A 20202-nucleotide genomic window follows, 5' to 3' on the forward strand; every position below is an offset into this window, starting at 1 on the left:
AACTGGCACCCATGACTTCGGCAGGAATGAGGGACGGATCGGGCGCTGCAGATGCGCCGAGCGGGCAGAAGAGGCGGCTCAAGCATTCATTCGTCTACCGTCGTCACCACTTCACACCGACCGGGATCCTCGACTATCTGTTCTTCCTCTTCGGCGGGGCGGCTTCGACCTGGCTGGCGCTGCTGATCCTGCTCAAGGGATTCAGCCTCGGGTGGTGGCAGGTGCTGACCCTGCTCGTCTTCTGGGGCGTTGTGTCCTACCTTGCGCTGCCCAGGCTGCACCGCATCCTCTCCCAGATCTACGTGCCGAACTACTTCATCGGCCGCACCCGCACTTCCGACGGCTTGCTCGGCGACCCGGTCAACCTTGCCTGGCGTGGTGAGGAAGCGCAGATCCACCACGCGATGAGGGCGGCCGGGTGGACCCTCGCCGACAGCATCACGCCGGCGTCGACCTGGGAGATCATCCGCTCGACGGTGACGAAGCGCAGCTACCCGCAGGCACCGGTGTCACCGCTGCTCCTGTTCGGAAGGCGACAGGACTTCGCGTACCAGCAGGAGGTCGACGGTGATCCGGGCCAGCGCCACCACGTGCGCTTCTGGAAGTGTCCGAGCGGCTGGCTCATGCCCGGCGGACACCAGGCCGACTGGCTGGCCGCGGGCACCTACGACAAAGCCGTCGGGATCTCACTGTTCACCCTGCAGTTCACACACAAGATCGAAGAGAAGACCGACGTCGAACGCGACCACATCGTCAGTTCCGTCACAGCCGCAGACGACTCGATCACCGTGGACCGGATCAAGGACTTCTCGACCGGCTACCACTCCCGCAACGGTGGTGGGGACGCGATCATCACCGACGGGCACCTGCCGATCGTCGACCTCGCCGAAGTCGTCGCTGATGACGACGACTACCCCGAACGCTTGGAGCTGGCACTCGACGCCACCCAGATCTACTCCGAATCACGATCGGTCTCCGAAGTGACGAAGACTCTGTGGCGGCAGCGACCGCTGCAGACAGTCGTGGGGGCGGCGCTCGTGCTCATCCTCCTGATCTTCCAGGCTTGGGATGTGATCACCACGCTCCTCGACTGGAACGGACTGCGGACTGAAGTCGTCGGCTACAGCTCGGACATCGCCGCACTCAGCGACGACACGGCCACGCGCATCGTCGCGGGTGTGCTCATCGGAGTCAGCCTCCTCATCGGGTGTCTGCAGGTCATCGCCTCGGCGTCGGTGTTCCGCGGCAGCAACCGGGCCAGACTGTGGATCCTCACTCTCTCGACGATCTCCGTGATCGTGTCGATGACGAACTACTTCACCGGCGACCGTGACCTGGCGACGAACACGTATGCGCTGATGACGATCGCCATGCAGGTCGCCGTGCTGCTGTCGCTGTCGAGCGACTCCTCCCGGATGTTCACCCGCTTCAGCACGGCCGCACTCCGCGCAGAACGGCAGGACCGAGCCCTCGAGGACTGACGCTGCGGACCCGTGTATTCTGACCGTGTCCGAACTACTCCGCATCTCACCTCGACGCCGAGGTCGGAACACTCACGAAGGCAGGACTCCATGACCGACCAGATCCCCGATGCTTCCGTCTTCGATTCGATCGACCCGGCTCTCAAGTTAATCACCGCCGAGATCGAAATCTCAGCGCAGGCCGAAGCGGTGTTCGAACTCATCGCCGATCCGCGTCGGCAGCCGGAATGGGACGGCAACGACAACCTCGGGTCGGCCGTCGAGGGACAGCGAGTGCGTGGGACAGGCGGTTCCTTCATCACGACCCTGACCAAAGGCGTCGACCGGGAGAACCACATCGTCGACTTCGAAGAGGGGCGGCTCATCGCCTGGAAGCCGTCCGAGGTCGGGGGAGAGCCTTTCGGACAGAAGTGGGTGTGGCAGATCGAACCGATCGGAGGAGGCTCAGTCCTCGTTCGCCATATCTACGACTGGACGAAGCTGCGCGATCCGCAGCGCCTGTCTCGGGCGCAGTCGACGACGGTGGCGAATCTGCTCGCCTCACTCAAGAGGCTCAAACAGCTCGCCGAACGCTGAGCCGCAGCCCGAGTCTCACCATCGAAGACCCGAGCGGCCGGGTCACTTCGGCCAAGCGTCGGCCAAACGCGTGAGCAGTGATGCCAGCTGCGCCCTCTCGTCTTCGGTGAATGCGCTCAGCGCCTGATCGACGTTCTCACGCTGAGCACCGCGGAACCTGTTGGTGATTACACGACCCTTGTCCGTCAGCGCGATGAGGGTGCGTCTCGCATCATCAGGGTCGGCCTCGCGACGCAGAAATCCGAGCTCGACACCTTGGGACACAAGTCGGGACGCGCGCGGCTGGTCGACGCCGATCGCATCACCGAGAGCGCTGACCCCCAGCGCCGTGCCTGCCTGGACGAGGGAGATGAGCAGACGGATGAGCGCACGCCCGCGACCGTGAGCGGCGAACGGTCCGCCGGGATGACGTTTGCCACCGAAAGGGAAGTCCTCCGGGTGCCGACCGCCCCCGAAACCTCCGCGTTCACCGAAGCCCCCGCGCTCGCCGTGCTCACCGAAACCTCCGAAAGGTCCGAAACCCCGCGGACCGCCGGAGCCGCGCCGCCACTGCAGGCGAGTGAGCGCTTCGGCGATCGCCTGAATGTCATCGTTCGTGCTCATGATTCGATTTTACATGTTACTTGACATGTTCCTCTGTTGCATGTCATTCTGCATGTACATGTCAGATGACAACTAAAGGAGATGACATGACTGCCCACAACGACTTCAACGATGACAATGACGACGTCACCACCCCGCCCGCAGGCGCCGACGCAACAGGTGCGGACCACCAGGAGGGCTCACTGAACACTGGCGAGAACACCGACACCGATGCCTCGGGCCTCGATGCCGATGGTGCCGAGGGGGCGAATCAGGGCGATGCGACGGACAATGACACGGCCGTAACCGGAGACCCCGCGAGCGATGACGATGCCCGCGCAGGTAAGGACGATGACTCCGATGCCGATCTGCCGCAGCTGCTTCGCGAGTTCAGCCACGTGCTGCGCCGCGAGTTCCGCTCAGCCGCTGCCGATTCCGGTTTCGACCCTCGCGACCTCGGGCGCTTGCGGCGAGGCCGCCGCCGCTGGGATGCCGATGAGGTGGTCGCCGACGGCGCCGCCTATCCGGAAGAGCCGGTGACCTATGGCCCGCCGCGCGGCCGGGGCGGATGGGGGCCGTCGAAGAACATCGATCCCGAAGAGCTGCGCCAGCGCTTCCGCGATATGCGCGACGGAGTCGGCGATCGCATCGAAGAGGTGCTCACCTCCGAAGAGTTCGAGAACCTCAAGGCCTCGCTGTCGAAGATCGTTGAGAACTTCGGCCCCGAGGGATGCGGAGACGACTCGGATGGCCACGAAGGACCGCATGACCGCAGACGCCCCCATGATGATGACGGTCACCGAGGCGGTTCTGACCGTCACGAGGCTCACGGACCCCACGGAGGGCGCGGCGATCGTGACGGCCGCCGTTCAGGAGGCCGCGGACGACGCGGGTTCGGCCCGAGCTTCGGTCCCGGATTCGGTCCGGGCCGACGAGGATTCGACCCCTTCGGTTGGGCCGATGAGCGCCGCAGCCGCGAGCAGGAGGTCCAGGAGGCCTTCGAGCGGGGATTCGCCGCGGGCTTCGAACAAGGACGCAATTCCTGACCGAGCCGCGCACTCGACGAAGCTCTCGTTGACCCAGCTTCGGCAGTCTCCTCGGTGCTCTCAACGTCTGCTGTGACCAGAAGGGCCGAATTGCTCCGCTCTCCGAGCGCGGAGAGCCGGGGGCCCTTCTGGCAGAGAGTTTCGGTCTGCCCTGGACAACGAGGCCAAATGTCGCGGCGGGGCGCCGAACGTTGCGCTGAAGGCCCGGCTGAAGCTGGAGAGCTGCGAATAGCCGGTCTGTTGAGCCACCGACGTCGCCGGCACCCCGCGCAGCAGAGCCTCGCGGGCAAAGGTCATTCGAGATACTCTGCGCCACGTCGGATAGGGGACTCCGGTTGCGATGCGGACTGAACGGTGGAACTCGCGTCCTGACATGCCGAGCCTGTCTGCCCAGTATGCAGCGGGGAACGGGGCATGCGGGTTTCTCGCCAAGCAGCTGAGCAGTGCGGTGATCGAACTGCTCGTATCAGGTAGGTGAGCAGAAGCCCCGTCGCCAGTGTCGATCGTATGAAGTGCGACATGATCGAAGAGAGAGTTGGCGACAGGGACCCTTGGGCGAAGGGCCGTATAGGTGCTGACGATCCCGTGGAGGAGGGCTGCCTTGGTCTCGGGACGGAAGCGATGGACCTGCAGATGTTTGGTCGTCGCAGGTAAACGACCGGTGGGGCGATAGCCCAGTGGGAGAACGAGTGAGTCCTCTCTCGCCCTGACCTCGTGATGGGTGCTCGCTGGAAGGATGAGTGCCTCGCCACGGTGCAGGACCTTATGTCGGGCATCGACTGTGACGTCGACGGTGCCTCGATACACCCAGATCGCGACATGCGAGCCGTTGACTCTGGGCCAGGTCTGCGTCGGCAACAGGCGCGGAACCGGTGCCGTCCTGCTCTGCTCTCCTCCTTCCCGGGAAACAGGGAGCGTAGGGAATGTGGGTGTTCGGGCATCGTCGGCGCGATCTCGGTCGCTCTGTCGGAGACGGTGCCGCGCTTCTCTCGGGCTCTGATCCATGATTCGTCGGAATGCGCGGGAGAACGCGCTGGGATCAGCGAACCCGACACGGTGGGCAATGTGTTCGACGCTCAGATCCGTGGCCAGCAGATCCAGCGATGCGCAGACGCGCGCCAAGGTGAGCCAGGCGGAGAACGTCATTCCTGTCGCACCTTGGAATCTGCGTTGGAGAGTGCGCGGGCTCAGGCTCAATGAACTCGCCAGTTCGCCGAGAGTGTGAGGAGCGCTCGGATAGGCGAGGAGGAATCGAGCCAGCCGGTTGAGGTCCTCATCGACCGGCATCGGAGGAATCCTCTGGCTCGACTCTGCAGACTCGGCAACTCTCAGCGGGAGCGGGAGTTCGCCGAAATCTTCGACTGGGCGCAGGTAGCCAAGGCCCGCCGCGAAGCGAGACAAGACGATCGGCTCCCATTCGCGGGGGAGGCTGAAATGCTTGATCGTGGGCACCTCGGTGCCGGGGAGCCACGTCGGAACAGCAGTCGACCCGCGTTGAGTATTGGCGGAAACGGTGGCTCCGATTGGGATGAGCACCGCTTCGTCGGCGCCAAGCGACCAATCGCTTCCGTCGATGCGCACATCCGCCTGCCCGTGTACGACCCAGAAGAGCAGCGGTGCAGGCAGGTGTGCGATCTCCATGGCGGCGGCGGGCAGCCCATCGGGATCGAGGATGGCGGGCGAAGAGGTCTGTCGGGACTCTGCTGGCAAGAAGATGTCGCTTTCGGCACGAAACTGATGATGAGGCAACCCTAAGCTATTCGGCAGTCGGCCGAGTTGCCGACCGGCATCGAGACCAGTCGGTGCCCGAAATCTCTGACCGAAGGACAGTCCTCCCATGCTCGTTAGCCGGATTCATGCTGCGCTCGCGTTGACCGTGATCCCCTTGATGATCGCAGCCGCAGGCTGCGCTTCTCCCCAGCCTGACTCTGATGAAACTTCTGCGGGCGGAACGGGCGAATGGCCCCGCACCGTCGAACACGCAGCGGGGTCAACTGAGATCGATACCGAACCGCTGACGATCGTTTCGACCTCCCCGTCGTTGACCGGTTCTCTGCTCGCGATCGACGCACCGGTTACTGCGACCGCGACCGCGCTGCCGAGCACACTAGTCGACGACGTGGGCTTCTTCTCGCAGTGGGCTGACGTCGCGCACGATCGCGGCGTGGAGGTGGCCTACGAAAATCTCGAACTCGACCTCGACGCCGTCGACGAGTTGCAACCGGATCTCATCATCGGATCTGTGAACGCGGCAGATTCTGTGGCCGAAGCCTACGACCAGCTCTCCGATATCGCACCCACAGTTCTCATCGACTACGGCACGAAGGACTGGCAGGAGGTCACAACGGAACTCGGCAGCGTAGTCGGTCACGAAGACGCCGCGAAGTCAGTGATCGACGACTACGAGAACTGGGTAGACGCTCAAGCCGAGAAGATCGAGATTCCACAGCAGCCGGTGACCGCGCTTGTCTACCTCGGGTCCGAAGGTGTCTGGGCCTTTTCCAAAGACACGGCCCAAGGCCAGCTATTCACCAGCCTCGGCATCGACTACGCGGATGTCCCGGAGGACACTGCCACGTTCAAGGACGGAGTCGCTATGGTGAGTCCCGAAAACCTGCCGAAGGCATTCTCCGAGTCGAAATCGATCTTCGTCACCCCTGCCAGTTCCGCCGATGATGAAATCGAGTCCTTCACCTCGGATCCTCTGCTTTCAAACATCCCCGCGGTGAAGAACAAGCAGGTGTTCTCCGCAGGCGATGAATCATTCCGGCTCGACTACTACAGCGCGAAGCGAACAGTCGAACACCTCGTGGACAGCTTTGGTGCCACGAAATGACGTCTGCGGCGACCTTTGCGACCACGCTGAACAACAGCCGCACGGACTCCGCGAACACAACGAATGAACCGGTCAATGGGACACGGGCGAGTGTGCTCCTGCTCATCTGTGCGTGTGTCATCGTCGTCGCCGCGGTACTCGGGGTCGCAGTCGGTTCCCACTACATTGAGATCAGTCGCGTGCTGAGTGCGCTGAGCAGACCAGATCTCACCGATCCTGATCATGTCATCATCTGGAATTCGCGGATTCCGCGCTTGGCTCTCGGCATCGCGGTCGGAGCAGCTCTCGCCGTCGCGGGGGTGCTCATGCAAACCGTCACGCGAAACCCTCTGGCCGATGCGGGACTGCTGGGAATCAATGCGGGAGCCTCGGTCTCGGTGGTCGTCGGAATCGCCTATTTCGGAGTGGCGGGCACCCAAGCCACGGTGTGGTGGGCGCTCTTCGGCGCTGGATTCGCTGCTATCATCGTCTACGCCCTCGGCACTACTCGTGGACGTGCGGCGACTCCGGTTCGGATGGCTCTCGCCGGAGCTGCCTTCGCGATGGCGGTCGGTGCAGTGACGAGCATTCTGCTGATCAACAACGAGTCGACATTTCTGAAGTTCCGCTATTGGGTGGTCGGTACGCTGCAAGGGCGGCAGCTTGACGTCACACTGTCTGTCGCTCCCTTCATCGTTGTCGGCCTCCTGCTCGGGCTGGGACTGGTCCGGTCACTTGACGTCCTCGCGCTCGGAGATGAAACAGCCAAAGGGCTCGGTGCACGAGTCGGACTCACCCGTGCGCTCGCCGCTCTCGCAGTGATCGTGCTCGCAGGAGCGGCGACGGCAGCCGCAGGACCGATCGGCTTTGTCGGTCTGATGAGCGCTCATATCGTCCGAATCATCGTCGGCCCAACGCATGCGCGCATGGTGCCGTGTGCCATCGTCGTCGGTATCGCCCTCGTGCTCGCAGCCGATGTGGCCGGCCGGGTGGTCCTGGCTCCGAGCGAAGTCCAGACCGGCATTTCACTGGCCATCATCGGCGCGCCCGTCTTCATCATGGTCGTGCGCAGAGGAGGACTGGGATGAGGGGCTCTCTCACTTCAGCGGCCTCACGTCAGACCTACCCAGAATCAGAGAACGCGCGCCGCAGCCAAACACCCATCGCGCCCGCTGGACTGCAGCCCAGCGGTTCCGTCAGGAGGGCTGTCGTTCTCAGACTCGGGGCGATATCGCTGCGCATCGACCGCCGCAGCATCGTCGTCGGCTTTCTCCTACTTGCTGCCGTCATTGGCCTGGCTGTGCTCGGGCTCTATCTGGGCCGACCGCAGGAAGGAGCCGTCGGGGCGGTGAAGGCGATATGGGGTGACGGATCCGAACAGTTGGTGCGCAGCGTTCAGCAGCGACGGCTTCCTCGATTCCTCACCGCTTGCGCAGTCGGCGGATCTCTCGCCGCTGCAGGGTCGCTGTTCCAATCTCTGACCCGAAATCCGCTCGGTTCGCCCGATGTCATCGGATTCACCGCCGGAGCGGCGGCCGCGGCGGCCATCCACATCGCATTCTTCACTTCGACTGTCTGGACCACAGGACTGTTCGCCGTGCTGGGCGGGATGGCAGCGGCACTCGGCGTCTACCTGCTGGCCAGAAGATCCTCCCGAACAGGTGGGCTGCGTCTGGTGCTCATGGGCATCGGGACAGCGGCCCTTCTCACGGCTGTCACCGACGCAGTGATCGTTCGCGCCGACTTCTCCGACGCCCAGGCTCTGCAGCAATGGACAGCGGGATCCCTCACCGGACGCGGCTGGTCACACGTCGTGCTGACATTCGGAACCGCTCTTGCCCTGCTGCCCGCCCTCATTCCCTTGGCTCGTCGCCTGTCGGTGCTCGAACTCGGTGAGGAAGCCGCTGCGTCGCTGGGAGTCCGCGTGGAACGGCTGCGTCTGACCACTCTCATCGTCGCTGTCATCTTAGTCGGCACTGCTGTAGCCGCGGCCGGACCGATCGCCTTCATCGCTTTGGCCGCCCCTCAGATCGCTCGCGGCCTGGCCCGCAGCACTCAGGTGGGAATCTTCCTTCCCAGTTTGTGCGGTGCTTTCCTGCTGTCCGGTGCCGACCTGCTGTCCCAGGAACTCGAGATCGGTCTGCAGACGCCTGTCGGCCTCGTCACCAGTGTCCTCGGAGGACTCTATCTCCTCTGGCTGCTGGCGAGACGACTGTGAACTTCCCAGTGAAAGGAACTCCGATGCCACACCAGAATCCCCACAACATGGGTGCAGATCGCATAGAGCAGACGGCGCAGCTGAGGGTCGACAGTCTGCGCCTGGGCTACGGGGTGCGCGACGTCGTCATCGATCTCTCGGCGAACATTCCGCACAGAGGATTCACCGTGATCATCGGCCCCAACGGCTGTGGGAAGTCGACCCTGCTCAAGGGGATCGGTCGTCTCGTCCCCTGGAAAAACGGTGTGGTCACCCTGGGCGGAGCCAGCATTGCGAAGATGCCGCCTCGGCGCCTGGCTCGTCAGATTGCTCTGTTGCCCCAGTCGACGGGTGCGCCCGACGGCGTCAGCGTGTTCGATCTCGTGGCGCGCGGGCGGTTCCCCTACCAGTCTCTGCTGCGGCAGTGGTCGAACGACGATGAAGTGGCTGTCGAATCGGCGCTGGATTCAGTGGGAATGACCTCGCTGCGGGCCGCTCCTCTCGGAGAACTCTCGGGTGGTCAGCGCCAACGCGCGTGGATCGCCATGGCGCTGGCCCAGGAGACGCCCATCATGCTCCTCGACGAACCGACCACGTACCTCGACATCGCGCATCAGCTCGAAGTGCTCGACCTGTGTGCACATCTCAATGAGCAAGGGCGGACCCTCATCGCGGTGCTGCATGATCTCAACCTCGCGGCCCGCTACGCCACACACATTCTGGCCATGCGAGACGGTCGTCTCCGGGCCGCCGGCGCGCCCACAGACGTGCTCACTCCCGATCTCCTCGCTGAGGTATTCGACCTTCAGGCACTGGTTCACACCGATCCCGAAACTGGCCGGCCCCTCATCATTCCGCGACGACGCAGCGATTCGCAACAGGACGAAGGCACTTCTGACCACCCGTTGACGCACCCTGTCCATCAACAACGCTCCCTGACCATCAGCGAAAGGAACTGAAATGGCACATGAAACGAGCACACGAACACTGACCGACGATGCCCGGCGAGCCTCGGCGAACAACAGAAGCGAAGAGGCCGCGCTGCGCGGAGCGGACCACGATCGCAATCTTCACGACTCGAGAGCGACGGTCACTCGGTTGGAGTATCCGTCCGAGCGCCTGCTGCGATTCACAGCTCGTCTGGAGTCCGGAGCGGATGACCCTGCGTGGGCGAGCCCGAACGTGACTATCAGAATGGAGCTCGGAGAGGACTTTGACGATGCTTCGCGGATCTACACGATCCGTGAATTCTCGGCCGCTTCCGCTGAAATCGTCGTCGATGTCGTGCTGCACGGCGAGTCGAGTCCCATGATGCGTTGGGCACGGAATGCGCGTATCGGCACGGTGATCGCCTTCCGCGGGCCCAGGCAACACTTCATCGTGCCTGAGGCCAAGGGGCGGAGAGCGGCGCTCTTTCTCGATTCGACCGCGATCCCGGCACTCTTTGCGATGGTCAAGCATTGGCCGACAGGGGTGCAGGGCACAGCGGTCATCGAATCGGATGACGAGGTGGCTGTGGCCGAACTCCAATGCCCACCGGGCCTCGAAGTCCTCACCGTAGTGCCGGGATCGGCGACCGGGCTCTCTGCCCATGCACGGATGCTCGAATCACCTGAGGACCACGTTGTCTGGGCCGCCGGGGAACGCGATGCAATGCGTGAGATCAGAAAGCACTTCCGGAAGGAAGTCGGCCTGGAGAAGGACGACGTCGCCGTCTTCGGCTATTGGAAGCGTGGTGTGACGAACACGGAGATCGACTCACAACGGCTTCGCGCCTACAAGGAACTCCTCTCTGACGGGGGCAACCTTGATGATCTCGACGATTCGGAGATCAGTATCTGACCGGGTTGCTCACCCGCCCCAGGCGAACCACCCGCCCGGGTGGCTCACCCGCGAGCGAGCACGCCTTCGAGGTCGTCGAGCACTGCGCGGTCCTCGATCGTCGACGGCACCGCCGGATTCTCGGCGCCGTCGGCGATCTCGCGCATGGTCTTGCGCAGGATCTTGCCCGACCGGGTCTTCGGCAGGCCCGGGACGATGTCGACACGCTTGAACGCGGCCACAGGACCGATCTCCTTGCGGACCAACGCCACGAGTTCGTCGATGACCGTGGCCGGATCGGCCTCCTCGGCGGAGTCGCCGAGCACGACGAGAGCGCGCGGAATCTGCCCCTTGACCTCATCATTGACGCCGATGACGGCGGCCTCGGCCACGGCCGGGTGAGAGGCGACGACTGCTTCGATGATGCCCGTCGACAGTCGGTGTCCAGCGACATTGATGACGTCATCGGTGCGCCCCATGACGTAGACGTATCCGTCCTCGTCGAGGTAACCGGAATCGCCGGTGAGGTAGTAGCCGTCGAAGGCGGCGAGGTAGGAGGAGATGAACCGGTCGTCGTCTCCCCACACCGTGGCCATGGTGCCCGGAGGCAGCGGCAGCTTGATGACGATGAGCCCCTCTTCCCCTGCGGCCACGGGCTGGCCGCTCGGGTCGAGGATGGCGACCTGGTAACCGGGTACAGGCTTCGTCGGGGAGCCGGGTTTGAGCGGGAACCGGGTGAGTCCCAGCGGATTCGCCGCAATCGGCCAGCCGGTCTCCGTCTGCCACCAGTTGTCGACGACGGGGATGTCGCGTCCGGTCGCCTCGGCGAGGGTCTTCGTCGTCCATTCGTAGGTGTCGGGGTCGAGCCGCTCACCGGCGAGGAATTCCGCACGCAGACTGGACAGATCGTACTTCTTCATCAGATCCCCGTTCGGGTCCTCCTTGCGCACCACGCGCATGGCCGTCGGGGCGGTGAAGTGAACGTTGACCTCGTGCTGCTCGATGGCGCGGAAGAAGGCGCCGGCGTCCGGGGTGCCCACGGGCTTGCCCTCATAGAGCACCGAGGTGACGCCCGCCAGCAGCGGTGCGTAGACGATGTAGGTGTGTCCGACGACCCAGCCGACGTCCGAAGCGGTGAACATTGTGTCACCGGGGTGGAGGTCGAAGAGCGCGGGCATCGAGAACGCACCGGCCACGGCGTAGCCGCCGGAGTCGCGGACGATGCCCTTGGGTTTGCCGGTGGTGCCGGAGGTGTAGAGGACGTAGAGCTCGTCGGTGGCCCTGACGGTGACCGGGGCGATGCCCTCCGGTGTCCGGTCGAGCAGGGTCGCATAGTCGAAATCGGTCTCGCCGAGTTCGCAGCGGTGCTCTTCGCGCTGGACGATGACCGTGAACTCCGGCGTGGACTTCGCGATGTCGATGGCTTCGTCGAGCATCGGCTTGTATTCGAGCACACGGTTCTTCTCGACTCCGCAGGAGGTGGAGATGACGGCCTTCGGGGCGGTGTCGTCGATGCGCACGGCCAGTTCGTTCGGGGCGAACCCGCCGAAGACGACCGAGTGGATCGCGCCGATGCGGGCGCACGCGAGCATGGCCACGGCCGCCTCGGGGATCATCGGCATATAGATGATGACACGGTCGCCCTTGGTCACGCCCTTATCGGACAGGGCTCGGGCGAAGCGGGAGACTTCGTCGAGCAGCTCGGCGTAGGTGATGCTGCGGATGGTGTCGGTGACCGGCGAGTCGTAGATGATGGCAGCCTGGTCGCCGCGGCCGGCTTCGACGTGGCGGTCGATGGCGTTGAAGCAGACATTGAGTTCGCCGTCGGGGAACCAGCGGTAGATCGGAGCATGCGAATCGTCGACGGCGCGCGTCGGTTCGGTGACCCAGTCGATGAGGCTCGTGGCCTGTTCGAGCCAGTAGTCTTCGGGGTCGGAGGCGATGCGGCCCACGACATCGTCGTAGCTGGGGGCGGGGTTCTGCGGGTGCGTTTCCATGACCCCATTGTGACCTATGGAACAGCTCTGCATTGAGGCGGGGGTCACATTTTTCGGGCCGGGGAGCATTGATCGAGCAGGGGCGACGCGGGCGATCGGTCGGCGGGAAAGTCGACCCATTCGTCTGCATATGGGCCGGGACAGGGCACAATGGGGATATGAGATTCCTGGTTGCATTGATCCTCGGCCTGGCAGTCATGTTCGGACTCAACGCCATCTTCGACTTCTTCTCGATGGCGCGACCGTGGGGTTCGGTCATCATGGGCGTCATCGTCGGCGTCACCATGCTCATCTTCCTCCTCGTCTGGGAAGCCGTCCGGCCGACCAAGCCGAAGGACGAAGCTGCGAAGCCGCAGAGAAGCGAAGAGGAACGTGCCCAGGCGCGGGCCGAGCGACGTGCGCGTCTGGCCGCCGAAGCGGGGGTGAGCCTCGAGGGCGTCGAAGGTGCCCTGCCGGGGTCGTCCGCGACGACCGGTGAGAACGTCGATGCCGCCAGCACCGAGGCGGTCGGCGCGGCTGACAGCGAATCCGCGGACACGGAGGCGACGGACACCGAGGCGACCGATGCTCCTGGAATCGGCGATGACGATGCTGCTGAAGACGCGGAGTCGGTCGAAGATGCGGCGGCCGGTGATGCCGCTGACGAATCGACGGACCCCGTTGAGAAATCGTCGATCGAAAGCTCGGGAGAAGACGACGAGACGGACTCTTCTCGACCGGCGCCGCCCATGCCCCCGTCGTATCCTGCACGGCCGACTGTCGCCCCGCAGACCGGCGGGGCAGAACACGCCGATGCACAGGCACAAGCCGGCGCACAGACACACACCGGCACACAGGCCGATTCGGCTGAGTCAACGACGACGAAAGCGGGCGACATTCCGCCTGCACCGCTGCTGCCTCCCGTGGCGACGGCTTCGGGCGATGCGGGAACATCTGCCGACAGACCAGCCGACACCGTTGCTGAAGAGGCTGGCGACAAACCAGCCGACACGGCAGAAGGCGACGACGCAGAGTCGGCGGCGGACAGGACTCTCGAAACGAACATCGACGATCCGGCGACTCTCGATCCCGAAGACTTCGACGAATCCGCCGGCGGGTCCTCTCTCGAATCGCCTCCCACCGGTGAACCCGGAATGTCCGTCGACGCACTCGAAGGCAAGGAACCGGAAGAGACCGCAGAGACAGGAGACGCAGCAGACGATTCCGCCGACGGGGCCGACGACTCACAGTCGCCTCAGCGCAATGACGTCTCGGCCGACGAGAACAACCAGTACCGACTCTGAGGCGTCGGAGCCCCTGGCACTTTCTCCGCACAGCCTCGAACGGCTCCATTGCTGTGCAAAACCAGTGGGCCTATGATCGGGACTAGGCGTTCTGCAGAGCACCGGGGGACGAACCCCAACGTTTGAACCCGGTGACCGTTTTCGGGCGGGGTGATAGCAATGACGGTCGCCAAGTACGTCGAGTCGTATCGGCAACTCAGCGAGACTGTCCATGACGCCGGTCTGATGAATCGGCACCGAAGCTTCTATCTCAGCCGGATCGTCGCCTGGCTGGTGGTTCTGGCCGGTCTGCTCGCAGCCGTCATCGTCTTCGGAGCCACCTGGTTCCAACTCATCACTGCCGGGCTGATCGGGATGGTCATGGCTCAGCTCGGCTTCCTCTCACATGAAGCCGCCCATCGCGAGATCTTCGCCTCGAGGGGATGGAACGAGTGGACATCGCGCATCATCGCGGGATTGTTCATGGGGCTGAGCTTCAGCTGGTGGATGGCCAAACACAACACGCATCACGCCTATCCGAATCAGGAGGGCGTCGACCCCGACATCGACTCCAATCTCATTGCGATGACCCCCAACGCCGCGGGCCGTCGCCGAGGGATCGGAGCCTTTCTCGCCAGTCACCAGGGTGCGTTCTTCGTCCCCCTGCTGTTCTTGGAGGGGGCAAACCTTCACTACGCATCGCTGAAGACTCTGTACTCGTCCCCGAACGTTCCTCACCGCATCACCGAGATCGTACTGATCGCGATCCGGCACGGAGCCTACCTCGCGCTTCTCTTCGTTGTGCTGCCCTTCGGTATGGCGTGCGCGTTCTTCGGGGTGCAGGTCGGCTTCTTCGGGATCCTCCTCGGTGGGGCCTTCGCCCTCAACCACATCGGGATGCCCACCGTCGAGAAGGGAATCCACATCGACTTCCTGCGCAGGCAGGTGGTCATGTCCAGGAACATCAAGGACGGGCCGGTGGCACGATTCTTCCTCGGCGGTCTGCAGTTCCAGATCGAACATCACCTGTTCCCGGCCGCACCGCGCACCAGCCTCCCGAAGATGCAGACGATCGTCCGAGAGCACTGCGCCCGCTACGACATCCCGTACACGGAGAGGACGCTGACCGAGGCAGCGGCCACGGTCGTCGCCTATCTCAGCCAGGTCGGCGTGAGAGGACAGGATCCCTACACCTGTCCGCTCGTGCGACGATACCGAGGGTGACGTCCATGCCTGATACTCACACCGATGTGCCGCATCCACCACTCAGGAGCGAACCGATGAAGATCACACTGCATTCGAGCATGTGCGTGGCGTCCGGCAACTGCGGATTCGTCGCGCCCGAAGTCTTTTCGAACCCAGACGAGAATGAGGGATTCGCGAAGCTCAACGACACGTCACCTCCCGAATCGCAGCGGGAGGCCGTCCGGGCAGCAGAGTACCTGTGCCCGTCGAAGGCGATCCAGCTCGACGAGCATCAGATCCCTCCGCGCTGATCAGGGTCGGTAGTGCTGTGCCAACTTCTCCAGCCCCTCTTCGACGCTGACTCGGGGAGTCCAACCGAGGACTTCCTGCGTCCGCCGCTGGTCGAACCAGTGCGCGGTCGACAGCTGCTCGGCGAGGAACCGGGTCAAGGGCGGTTCGTCATCGTGTTCGCCGAGCTCCCACACCTTCTCGACCAGCGAACCGGCCGCCAGGGCCGGGGCGACCGGGATGCGCAGCTTCGGCTCCGCGGCGCCGCCGGCGATGGCAATGCGTGACATCAGCTCGCCGATCGGACGCGGCTGACCGTTCGTCACCACCAGAGACTCACCATGCGTGGTGTCGACCGCGGACACGGCGGCGACGATCGCCTCGACCGCATTGTCGACGAACAGGGTGTCGACGAGCGCCGCCCCCGATCCGAGCACCGGCATCCGGCCGGCACGGGCCCGGTCGATGACCCGCTCGGTCAGCTGTGTGTCACCCGGACCCCACATGAGGTGCGGGCGCAGGACGAGCACCCGGAAATCAGCGGAGTCCGCACCCAGAGCGATGCGTTCACCGGCCCCCTTCGTCCGCGCGTACTCTCCGCTGGCGAATTCCGGAGACGCCGGTCCGGCCCCATCGCCGATGATCGAATCACCCGTATGCGCCACCGACGGCGAGGAGATGTGGACCAGACGCGGCACACCGGCCGCTCGAGCCGCGTCGACGAGCGTGCGGGTGCCGCCGATGTTCACGGCCTCGAAGTCCTTGGGGTCGCCCATCATCGAAACCTTCGCGGCCAAATGCACGACCGCCTCGGCGCCGGTGACCGCCTCCTCGACCTTCTGGGCATCGGTCACCGAACCCAGCACATCCGCAGCCCCGGCGACTCCGGACGGGCGACGCTGCAGAGTCGTCACCGTATGACCCGCGGACACGAGCGCGCGGGCGACGGACGAACCGAGCAGCCCGGAGGCTCCGGTGACGGTGATTCTCACTTCAGCTCCTCATGATCGGGGACGAGTCCGGTTCGGACATGACCTCTGCTCGCGAACCGGTCCAGTTTCGACAGCTCCTAGACCCTGCCGCGCACCGGCCCACCGGCCAGGACGCTGTCCGCCCACGCCGCGAGGCGGGAACGGTCGATCTTCGAATTGTGGCGGATGTCGGTGGGGAACTCGGGCGCGACAAGCACCGCGGTCAGGTCCTGACCGCTGACGTCGAGCACCTGCTCGCGCAGACGCGCGGTCAGCTCCAAGGGCGCCATTCCCGGTGCCAACGCGGTGCCTTCGGCATCGAGCACGGCGACGAGCGCCTGCGTGCCGTCTGGGCCGATTCCGACGACGGCGCTGCGGCTGACCTCGGCGTCGGTGTCGATGAGTGCCTCGAGACCGCCGGGCCCCACGGGCCCGCGCGGAGTCGTCACAACGTGCTGCAGGCGGCCTTCGAGCCAGACGCGGCCGGCTTCGTCGATGTGGCCGATGTCGTTCGTCCGATGCCAGGTCAGACCGTGCAGGTCATCACGGGCCGAATCGGCGGTAGTGCGCCAGAGATTGTCATAGCCGGACTTGATATGGGCGGCGCTGACGACGAATTCGCCCAGCCGATTACGGGCAGCATCACCTTCGAGAAGCTCTTCGGCGGAGTCGCCGGTCGCGTCGATGGGCGCCAGAGCGAGTTCGACGCCGTCGATGGGCGAGCCCACGCACACTCCGAGCCCGCCGGTCGCATCGGCTTCGGCCACCCCGGACCGGTCGATGTCGGTGAGCAGAAGCCCCTCGGTCATGCCGTAGGGCGAATGGATGGAGGCGTTGGGGAACACCTCGGCGATGGCGTCCATGAGCTCGAGCGGCACGGGGGCCCCGGCCGAGAGCACGAGTTCGACCCGAGCGCAGGCGGCCTTCTGCTCATCGTCGAGCGCCGAGGCGGTCGCGGCGACGTTCGTGTACGCGGCGGGGGAGGCGAAGACCATGGTCGCGCGTCCGGCGATGATCGCATCGGCGATCGCGCTGGCCGTGAGCGTCTTCGGCTTCGTCACGGACATGTCCGGAGTCACCGAGGTTGCCCCGATGGCCGGTCCCAGCAGGGCGAAGGGCGGGAAGCCGGCGACCAGTCCCGTTCCCTCTCGGACATCGAAGGCCCGGGTCAGCACGGCTGCCAGTGCCGAGATGTCCGCATGCGTATAGCGAACTCCCTTGGCCGGGCCGGTCGAACCGGAAGTGAAGAGGATGGCGGCGGCGTCGGTGTCGGCCGGGGTCAGCAGCTCCGCGCGGTGCGGCGTCTTCGACAGCGCAGTCAGGCTCGTCTCGGTCTTGAACAGACGCGAGCGGACGGGACCGAGCGGGGTGACCGAGATCCGTCTGCCGGGCCATCCGAAGGCGCGGGCCAGGGCGAGGCCGGGCAGCTCGCCGATGATCCACTGCGGATCCGCCGAGGTGACCGCCCGGGTCATTCCCTTCGGTCCGAGGCCGGCGTCGGCGACGACGGCGACGGCACCGATCTTCAAGCAGGCGTAGAGAGCGGCGGTGAGGTTGTTGCCGGGCGCGACGAGCATTGACACCCGGTCGCCCGGCTTCACCCCGAGGTCGAGCAGTCCACCCGCGATCGACGTCGTCACATGCCACAGATGCCGCCAGGTGATCTGCTGTGCGGGGTTCTGCGCGAAGTCCACCGAGGCGATCGCCTCGTCATCGCGGCGAGAATCGAGGATCGCCGTGACCGCCCGGATCGGCGCGGGGTCTGTTCCGGGCGCGGAGTCCGCTTCGGCAGTGGAGCCCGGGCCGGAGGCGGAGACGGAATTCTTCGCCGCGGAATCGGTGTCGAACTGGGCGCCGAGCCAGTCGAGGACGAGACCGGCGACATCGTGATCTTCGCTCACGAGGTGGGAGGCGGTCTCGAAACGGTGCACATCGGCCTGCGGCAGACGTTGCCGCAGGTCTCGCAGGTAGCGCTCGAGGAACACCGGGTCCTTCGGCCCCCACACGAGCAGCGCGGGTTTGTCGAAGGCGGCGATGTCCCTCCCGATGCGCTGAAGCTCGGGATCCGAGGGGTGGTTCCCATCGACGGGGATGTCGGCGACGAAGTTGCCGATCGCCCACCGGTCCTCCGCGTTCGCGTACGGGGCCGCGAAGGCGGCTCTGGTCTCGGCATCGAGATCGCCGAGACTCAGCGTCACCCGCAGGAACCAGTCGGTGAGCACCGTGGCCGTGGGCAGCATGGGCCCGGCCAGGGTGGCGCGCAGCGGCGCGGGGAGAGGGGAGTCTTCGGGCTGGTGAACGGCCGTGTTGAGGCTGATCGCCGCCGATACGAGATCCGTGTTGCGCGCGGCCCAGCCCAGCGAGAGCACGCCGCCCCAGTCGTGGCCGATCGTCACGATCGGGTGGTCGCTGGAACCGCCGTTCGGTGCGGCACTGTCGGCCACCTCGGCGAGCAGGGTCGTGACGACGGCATCGAAATCGGTGATGCGATCGGAGATCCGGCGCAGCTGAGCGGATTTCGGGGTCGGCATCTCGGGATGGGCGAGCCGTTCGGAGAAGCCCATCTCGAGCTGGTCGGGGGCGATGAGTCGCCAGGCTCGGCCACCGGAGCGGGCGGCGTCGACGGTGGCGCGTGCCAGCCGTCGCCACAGGTAGGACCAGGTCGGGTTGCCGTGGAGGGCGAGGATGGTGCCCGCTGGCTCCACACCGGCCGCGCGCAGGGCGGGCAGGGTGTCGAGCACGTGGAACGCATGCGTCCCGTCGGAGGTCGGTGCCTCGACGATTCGGGACCAGGCGGGGTCCCACTCGGGCAGCTGCGGGGGAGTCGTGGCCGGCCGTGCAGGATATTTCATGGACTCTTCTACCACTCGATTTCGGTCATGGCGGTGTTGAGGCCGGAGCCGACACCCATGCACAGGATGCGGTCGCCGGGGTGGAGGTTCGCGGCCTCACGGGCCAGTGTGATGGGCAGGGAGGCGGGGCCGACGTTGCCCAGTTCCGGGTAGGACACGGGGATCCGGTCGGGGTCGAGGTTCGCGGCCTTCGTGATCGAGTTCGTGTGCACATCGGAGACCTGGTGCATGACGTAGCGATCCATCTCCCGCCAGTCCCAGCCGGCCTCGTGGGCTTCCTCCCAGGCAGCCACGACGAGTTCCATCCCGCCGGAGAGCAGCCCTTTGGTGTCGGTGAACATGCCGTTGTGGTCGCCGACGCACAATGCGTGATGCTCGGTGGCGGCACGAGTGATCCCGCCGAGGACGCGATGGCCCTCCGGATGTTTGTCGGCCGGTCCGAGGACGGCGGCCGCGGCACCGGAGCCCAGGGTCAGGGACGCGAATTCGTTGAGGTATTCCTCGCGGGTGATCTCCGGGCGGTTGAGGCGGCGCAGCGTCGCCTCCTGCACGCGGGAGGCGTCTTCGCCGGCGACGACGAGGGCGTATTCGATCTGGCCCGCGTCGATCATGTTCGCGGCCAGGGTCATGCCGTTGACGAAGCCGAGGCAGGCATTGGCGATGTCGAAGTTCATCGCTTGTGGGCCGAGGCCGATGCCGGCGTGGACGCCGACGGCCACAGACGGCTCCAGATGTTCGCGGGTGACCGAGGTGTTGACCATGAGGCCGATGGCTTCGGCCGGGACATCCGCGTCGACGAGGGCCTTCTTCCCGGCGGCGATCGCGCCGTCGGCGAACTGGTGGGGCTCATTCCAGTTCCGTCGTGCGTAGACGCCGGCGACCCGCTGGAGGAGGCCCTGCGGAAGGTTGAGAGAGGACAGGGTATCGGCGAGGCGCTCGTCGAATTCCTCAGAGGTCACTTCGTTCGGGGCCAGCGTCTCGGTCAGGCCGAGCAGGGCCACGTTCGAGTGCCGAAATGTTGCGTTGCCGTTCGCCAATTGAGGTACTCATCCCTTTTCGGGTCGTTCGTCGGTGTCGATCTGGACCGCAGAGACGCGCGCGTGGCGCGACACGACGGGGGGAATTCCTG

17 protein-coding genes are annotated in these 20202 nt (G+C 65.1%); 11 read left to right on the top strand and 6 right to left on the bottom strand.

Annotated elements, in window-relative coordinates; all coding sequences use genetic code 11:
- Positions 1-11 precede the first annotated feature (11 nt).
- Positions 12-1481 carry an LssY C-terminal domain-containing protein gene (locus tag ACSE4D_RS09530; protein ID WP_425119026.1) on the top strand — a complete coding sequence of 490 codons (1470 nt, stop codon included), beginning with the start codon at positions 12-14 and terminating at the stop codon, positions 1479-1481.
- Between the two features lie 90 nt (positions 1482-1571).
- Positions 1572-2057 carry an SRPBCC family protein gene (locus ACSE4D_RS09535; RefSeq protein ID WP_425119025.1) on the top strand — a complete coding sequence of 162 codons (486 nt, stop codon included), beginning with the start codon at positions 1572-1574 and terminating at the stop codon, positions 2055-2057.
- A gap of 42 nt (positions 2058-2099) precedes the next feature.
- Here the strand turns inward: ACSE4D_RS09535 and ACSE4D_RS09540 are convergent, their stop codons facing one another.
- Positions 2100-2660 (bottom strand): MarR family winged helix-turn-helix transcriptional regulator, encoded by a 561-nt coding sequence (locus ACSE4D_RS09540; RefSeq protein WP_436325868.1) that lies wholly within the window; start codon positions 2658-2660, stop codon positions 2100-2102.
- A gap of 86 nt (positions 2661-2746) precedes the next feature.
- On the opposite strand from ACSE4D_RS09540, the gene ACSE4D_RS09545 reads away from it, so the two are divergent.
- The gene (locus ACSE4D_RS09545; RefSeq protein WP_436325869.1) at positions 2747-3685 is read left to right on the top strand and encodes a hypothetical protein; all 939 of its coding nucleotides are present in this window, start codon (positions 2747-2749) and stop codon (positions 3683-3685) included.
- Positions 3686-3745: 60 nt separating this feature from the next.
- Here ACSE4D_RS09545 and ACSE4D_RS09550 read toward each other — a convergent pair whose 3' ends face one another.
- Positions 3746-5524, bottom strand: a complete 1779-nt coding sequence (locus tag ACSE4D_RS09550) for a helix-turn-helix domain-containing protein (RefSeq protein ID WP_135541732.1) — start codon at positions 5522-5524, stop codon at positions 3746-3748.
- Between ACSE4D_RS09550 and fepB the strand changes: the two genes are divergently transcribed.
- From fepB to ACSE4D_RS09575, 5 genes are read left to right on the top strand one after another with little or no spacing between them, the layout of a single operon-like run.
- Positions 5523-6521 carry a Fe2+-enterobactin ABC transporter substrate-binding protein gene (fepB, locus tag ACSE4D_RS09555; protein ID WP_436325870.1) on the top strand — a complete coding sequence of 333 codons (999 nt, stop codon included), beginning with the start codon at positions 5523-5525 and terminating at the stop codon, positions 6519-6521. The two genes, ACSE4D_RS09550 and fepB, sit on opposite strands and share 2 nt — an antisense overlap.
- On the top strand, positions 6518-7588 hold the full coding sequence (locus tag ACSE4D_RS09560; RefSeq protein WP_096161851.1) for a FecCD family ABC transporter permease: 1071 nt from the start codon (positions 6518-6520) through the stop codon (positions 7586-7588). Before fepB ends, ACSE4D_RS09560 begins: the two co-directional genes overlap by 4 nt.
- The gene (locus tag ACSE4D_RS09565) at positions 7585-8718 is read left to right on the top strand and encodes a FecCD family ABC transporter permease (RefSeq protein ID WP_127365055.1); all 1134 of its coding nucleotides are present in this window, start codon (positions 7585-7587) and stop codon (positions 8716-8718) included. Before ACSE4D_RS09560 ends, ACSE4D_RS09565 begins: the two co-directional genes overlap by 4 nt.
- Before the next feature lie 23 nt (positions 8719-8741).
- Entirely contained in the window at positions 8742-9656 is a 915-nt protein-coding gene (locus tag ACSE4D_RS09570) for an ABC transporter ATP-binding protein (protein ID WP_226823893.1), read from the top strand.
- 1 nt (position 9657) lies between these two features.
- Positions 9658-10539, top strand: a complete 882-nt coding sequence (locus tag ACSE4D_RS09575) for a siderophore-interacting protein (protein WP_436325871.1) — start codon at positions 9658-9660, stop codon at positions 10537-10539.
- 44 nt (positions 10540-10583) lie between these two features.
- Here the strand turns inward: ACSE4D_RS09575 and ACSE4D_RS09580 are convergent, their stop codons facing one another.
- On the bottom strand, positions 10584-12515 hold the full coding sequence (locus ACSE4D_RS09580) for an acetate--CoA ligase (protein ID WP_135541742.1): 1932 nt from the start codon (positions 12513-12515) through the stop codon (positions 10584-10586).
- Between the two features lie 158 nt (positions 12516-12673).
- On the opposite strand from ACSE4D_RS09580, the gene ACSE4D_RS09585 reads away from it, so the two are divergent.
- The 3 genes from ACSE4D_RS09585 to ACSE4D_RS09595 all read left to right on the top strand — a co-directional run bounded on the left by ACSE4D_RS09585 (position 12674) and on the right by ACSE4D_RS09595 (position 15273).
- Positions 12674-13798 carry a hypothetical protein gene (locus ACSE4D_RS09585; RefSeq protein ID WP_135541744.1) on the top strand — a complete coding sequence of 375 codons (1125 nt, stop codon included), beginning with the start codon at positions 12674-12676 and terminating at the stop codon, positions 13796-13798.
- 159 nt (positions 13799-13957) lie between these two features.
- On the top strand, positions 13958-15001 hold the full coding sequence (locus ACSE4D_RS09590; protein WP_135541746.1) for a fatty acid desaturase family protein: 1044 nt from the start codon (positions 13958-13960) through the stop codon (positions 14999-15001).
- Positions 15002-15057: 56 nt separating this feature from the next.
- A complete protein-coding gene (locus tag ACSE4D_RS09595; protein ID WP_167854476.1) occupies positions 15058-15273 on the top strand; it encodes a ferredoxin in 216 nt (71 codons plus the stop codon).
- Here the strand turns inward: ACSE4D_RS09595 and ACSE4D_RS09600 are convergent, their stop codons facing one another.
- The 3 genes from ACSE4D_RS09600 to ACSE4D_RS09610 form a co-directional block, all read right to left on the bottom strand.
- The gene (locus ACSE4D_RS09600) at positions 15274-16242 is read right to left on the bottom strand and encodes an NAD-dependent epimerase/dehydratase family protein (RefSeq protein ID WP_135541749.1); all 969 of its coding nucleotides are present in this window, start codon (positions 16240-16242) and stop codon (positions 15274-15276) included. It lies immediately after the preceding gene.
- Between the two features lie 77 nt (positions 16243-16319).
- Positions 16320-19073, bottom strand: a complete 2754-nt coding sequence (locus tag ACSE4D_RS09605; protein WP_436325872.1) for an alpha/beta fold hydrolase — start codon at positions 19071-19073, stop codon at positions 16320-16322.
- A gap of 8 nt (positions 19074-19081) precedes the next feature.
- Positions 19082-20110, bottom strand: a complete 1029-nt coding sequence (locus ACSE4D_RS09610; RefSeq protein ID WP_436325873.1) for a 3-oxoacyl-ACP synthase III — start codon at positions 20108-20110, stop codon at positions 19082-19084.
- Positions 20111-20202: the final 92 nt, after the last annotated feature.

The organism is Brevibacterium sp. FAM 27836, from assembly GCF_051351055.1.
In the GTDB taxonomy this organism is placed as follows: domain Bacteria; phylum Actinomycetota; class Actinomycetes; order Actinomycetales; family Brevibacteriaceae; genus Brevibacterium.

Excerpts from the sequence above, each read along its gene's own strand:
- ACSE4D_RS09530 (WP_425119026.1), top strand. The coding sequence starts at position 12 with ATGACTTCGGCAGGAATGAGGGACGGATCGGGCGCTGCAGATGCGCCG.
- ACSE4D_RS09535 (WP_425119025.1), top strand. The coding sequence starts at position 1,572 with ATGACCGACCAGATCCCCGATGCTTCCGTCTTCGATTCGATCGACCCG.
- ACSE4D_RS09540 (WP_436325868.1), bottom strand. The coding sequence starts at position 2,660 with ATGAGCACGAACGATGACATTCAGGCGATCGCCGAAGCGCTCACTCGC.
- ACSE4D_RS09545 (WP_436325869.1), top strand. The coding sequence starts at position 2,747 with ATGACTGCCCACAACGACTTCAACGATGACAATGACGACGTCACCACC.
- fepB (WP_436325870.1), top strand. The coding sequence starts at position 5,523 with ATGCTCGTTAGCCGGATTCATGCTGCGCTCGCGTTGACCGTGATCCCC.
- ACSE4D_RS09550 (WP_135541732.1), bottom strand. The coding sequence starts at position 5,524 with ATGGGAGGACTGTCCTTCGGTCAGAGATTTCGGGCACCGACTGGTCTC.
- ACSE4D_RS09560 (WP_096161851.1), top strand. The coding sequence starts at position 6,518 with ATGACGTCTGCGGCGACCTTTGCGACCACGCTGAACAACAGCCGCACG.
- ACSE4D_RS09565 (WP_127365055.1), top strand. The coding sequence starts at position 7,585 with ATGAGGGGCTCTCTCACTTCAGCGGCCTCACGTCAGACCTACCCAGAA.
- ACSE4D_RS09570 (WP_226823893.1), top strand. The coding sequence starts at position 8,742 with ATGCCACACCAGAATCCCCACAACATGGGTGCAGATCGCATAGAGCAG.
- ACSE4D_RS09575 (WP_436325871.1), top strand. The coding sequence starts at position 9,658 with ATGGCACATGAAACGAGCACACGAACACTGACCGACGATGCCCGGCGA.
- ACSE4D_RS09580 (WP_135541742.1), bottom strand. The coding sequence starts at position 12,515 with ATGGAAACGCACCCGCAGAACCCCGCCCCCAGCTACGACGATGTCGTG.
- ACSE4D_RS09585 (WP_135541744.1), top strand. The coding sequence starts at position 12,674 with ATGAGATTCCTGGTTGCATTGATCCTCGGCCTGGCAGTCATGTTCGGA.
- ACSE4D_RS09590 (WP_135541746.1), top strand. The coding sequence starts at position 13,958 with ATGACGGTCGCCAAGTACGTCGAGTCGTATCGGCAACTCAGCGAGACT.
- ACSE4D_RS09595 (WP_167854476.1), top strand. The coding sequence starts at position 15,058 with ATGAAGATCACACTGCATTCGAGCATGTGCGTGGCGTCCGGCAACTGC.
- ACSE4D_RS09605 (WP_436325872.1), bottom strand. The coding sequence starts at position 19,073 with ATGAAATATCCTGCACGGCCGGCCACGACTCCCCCGCAGCTGCCCGAG.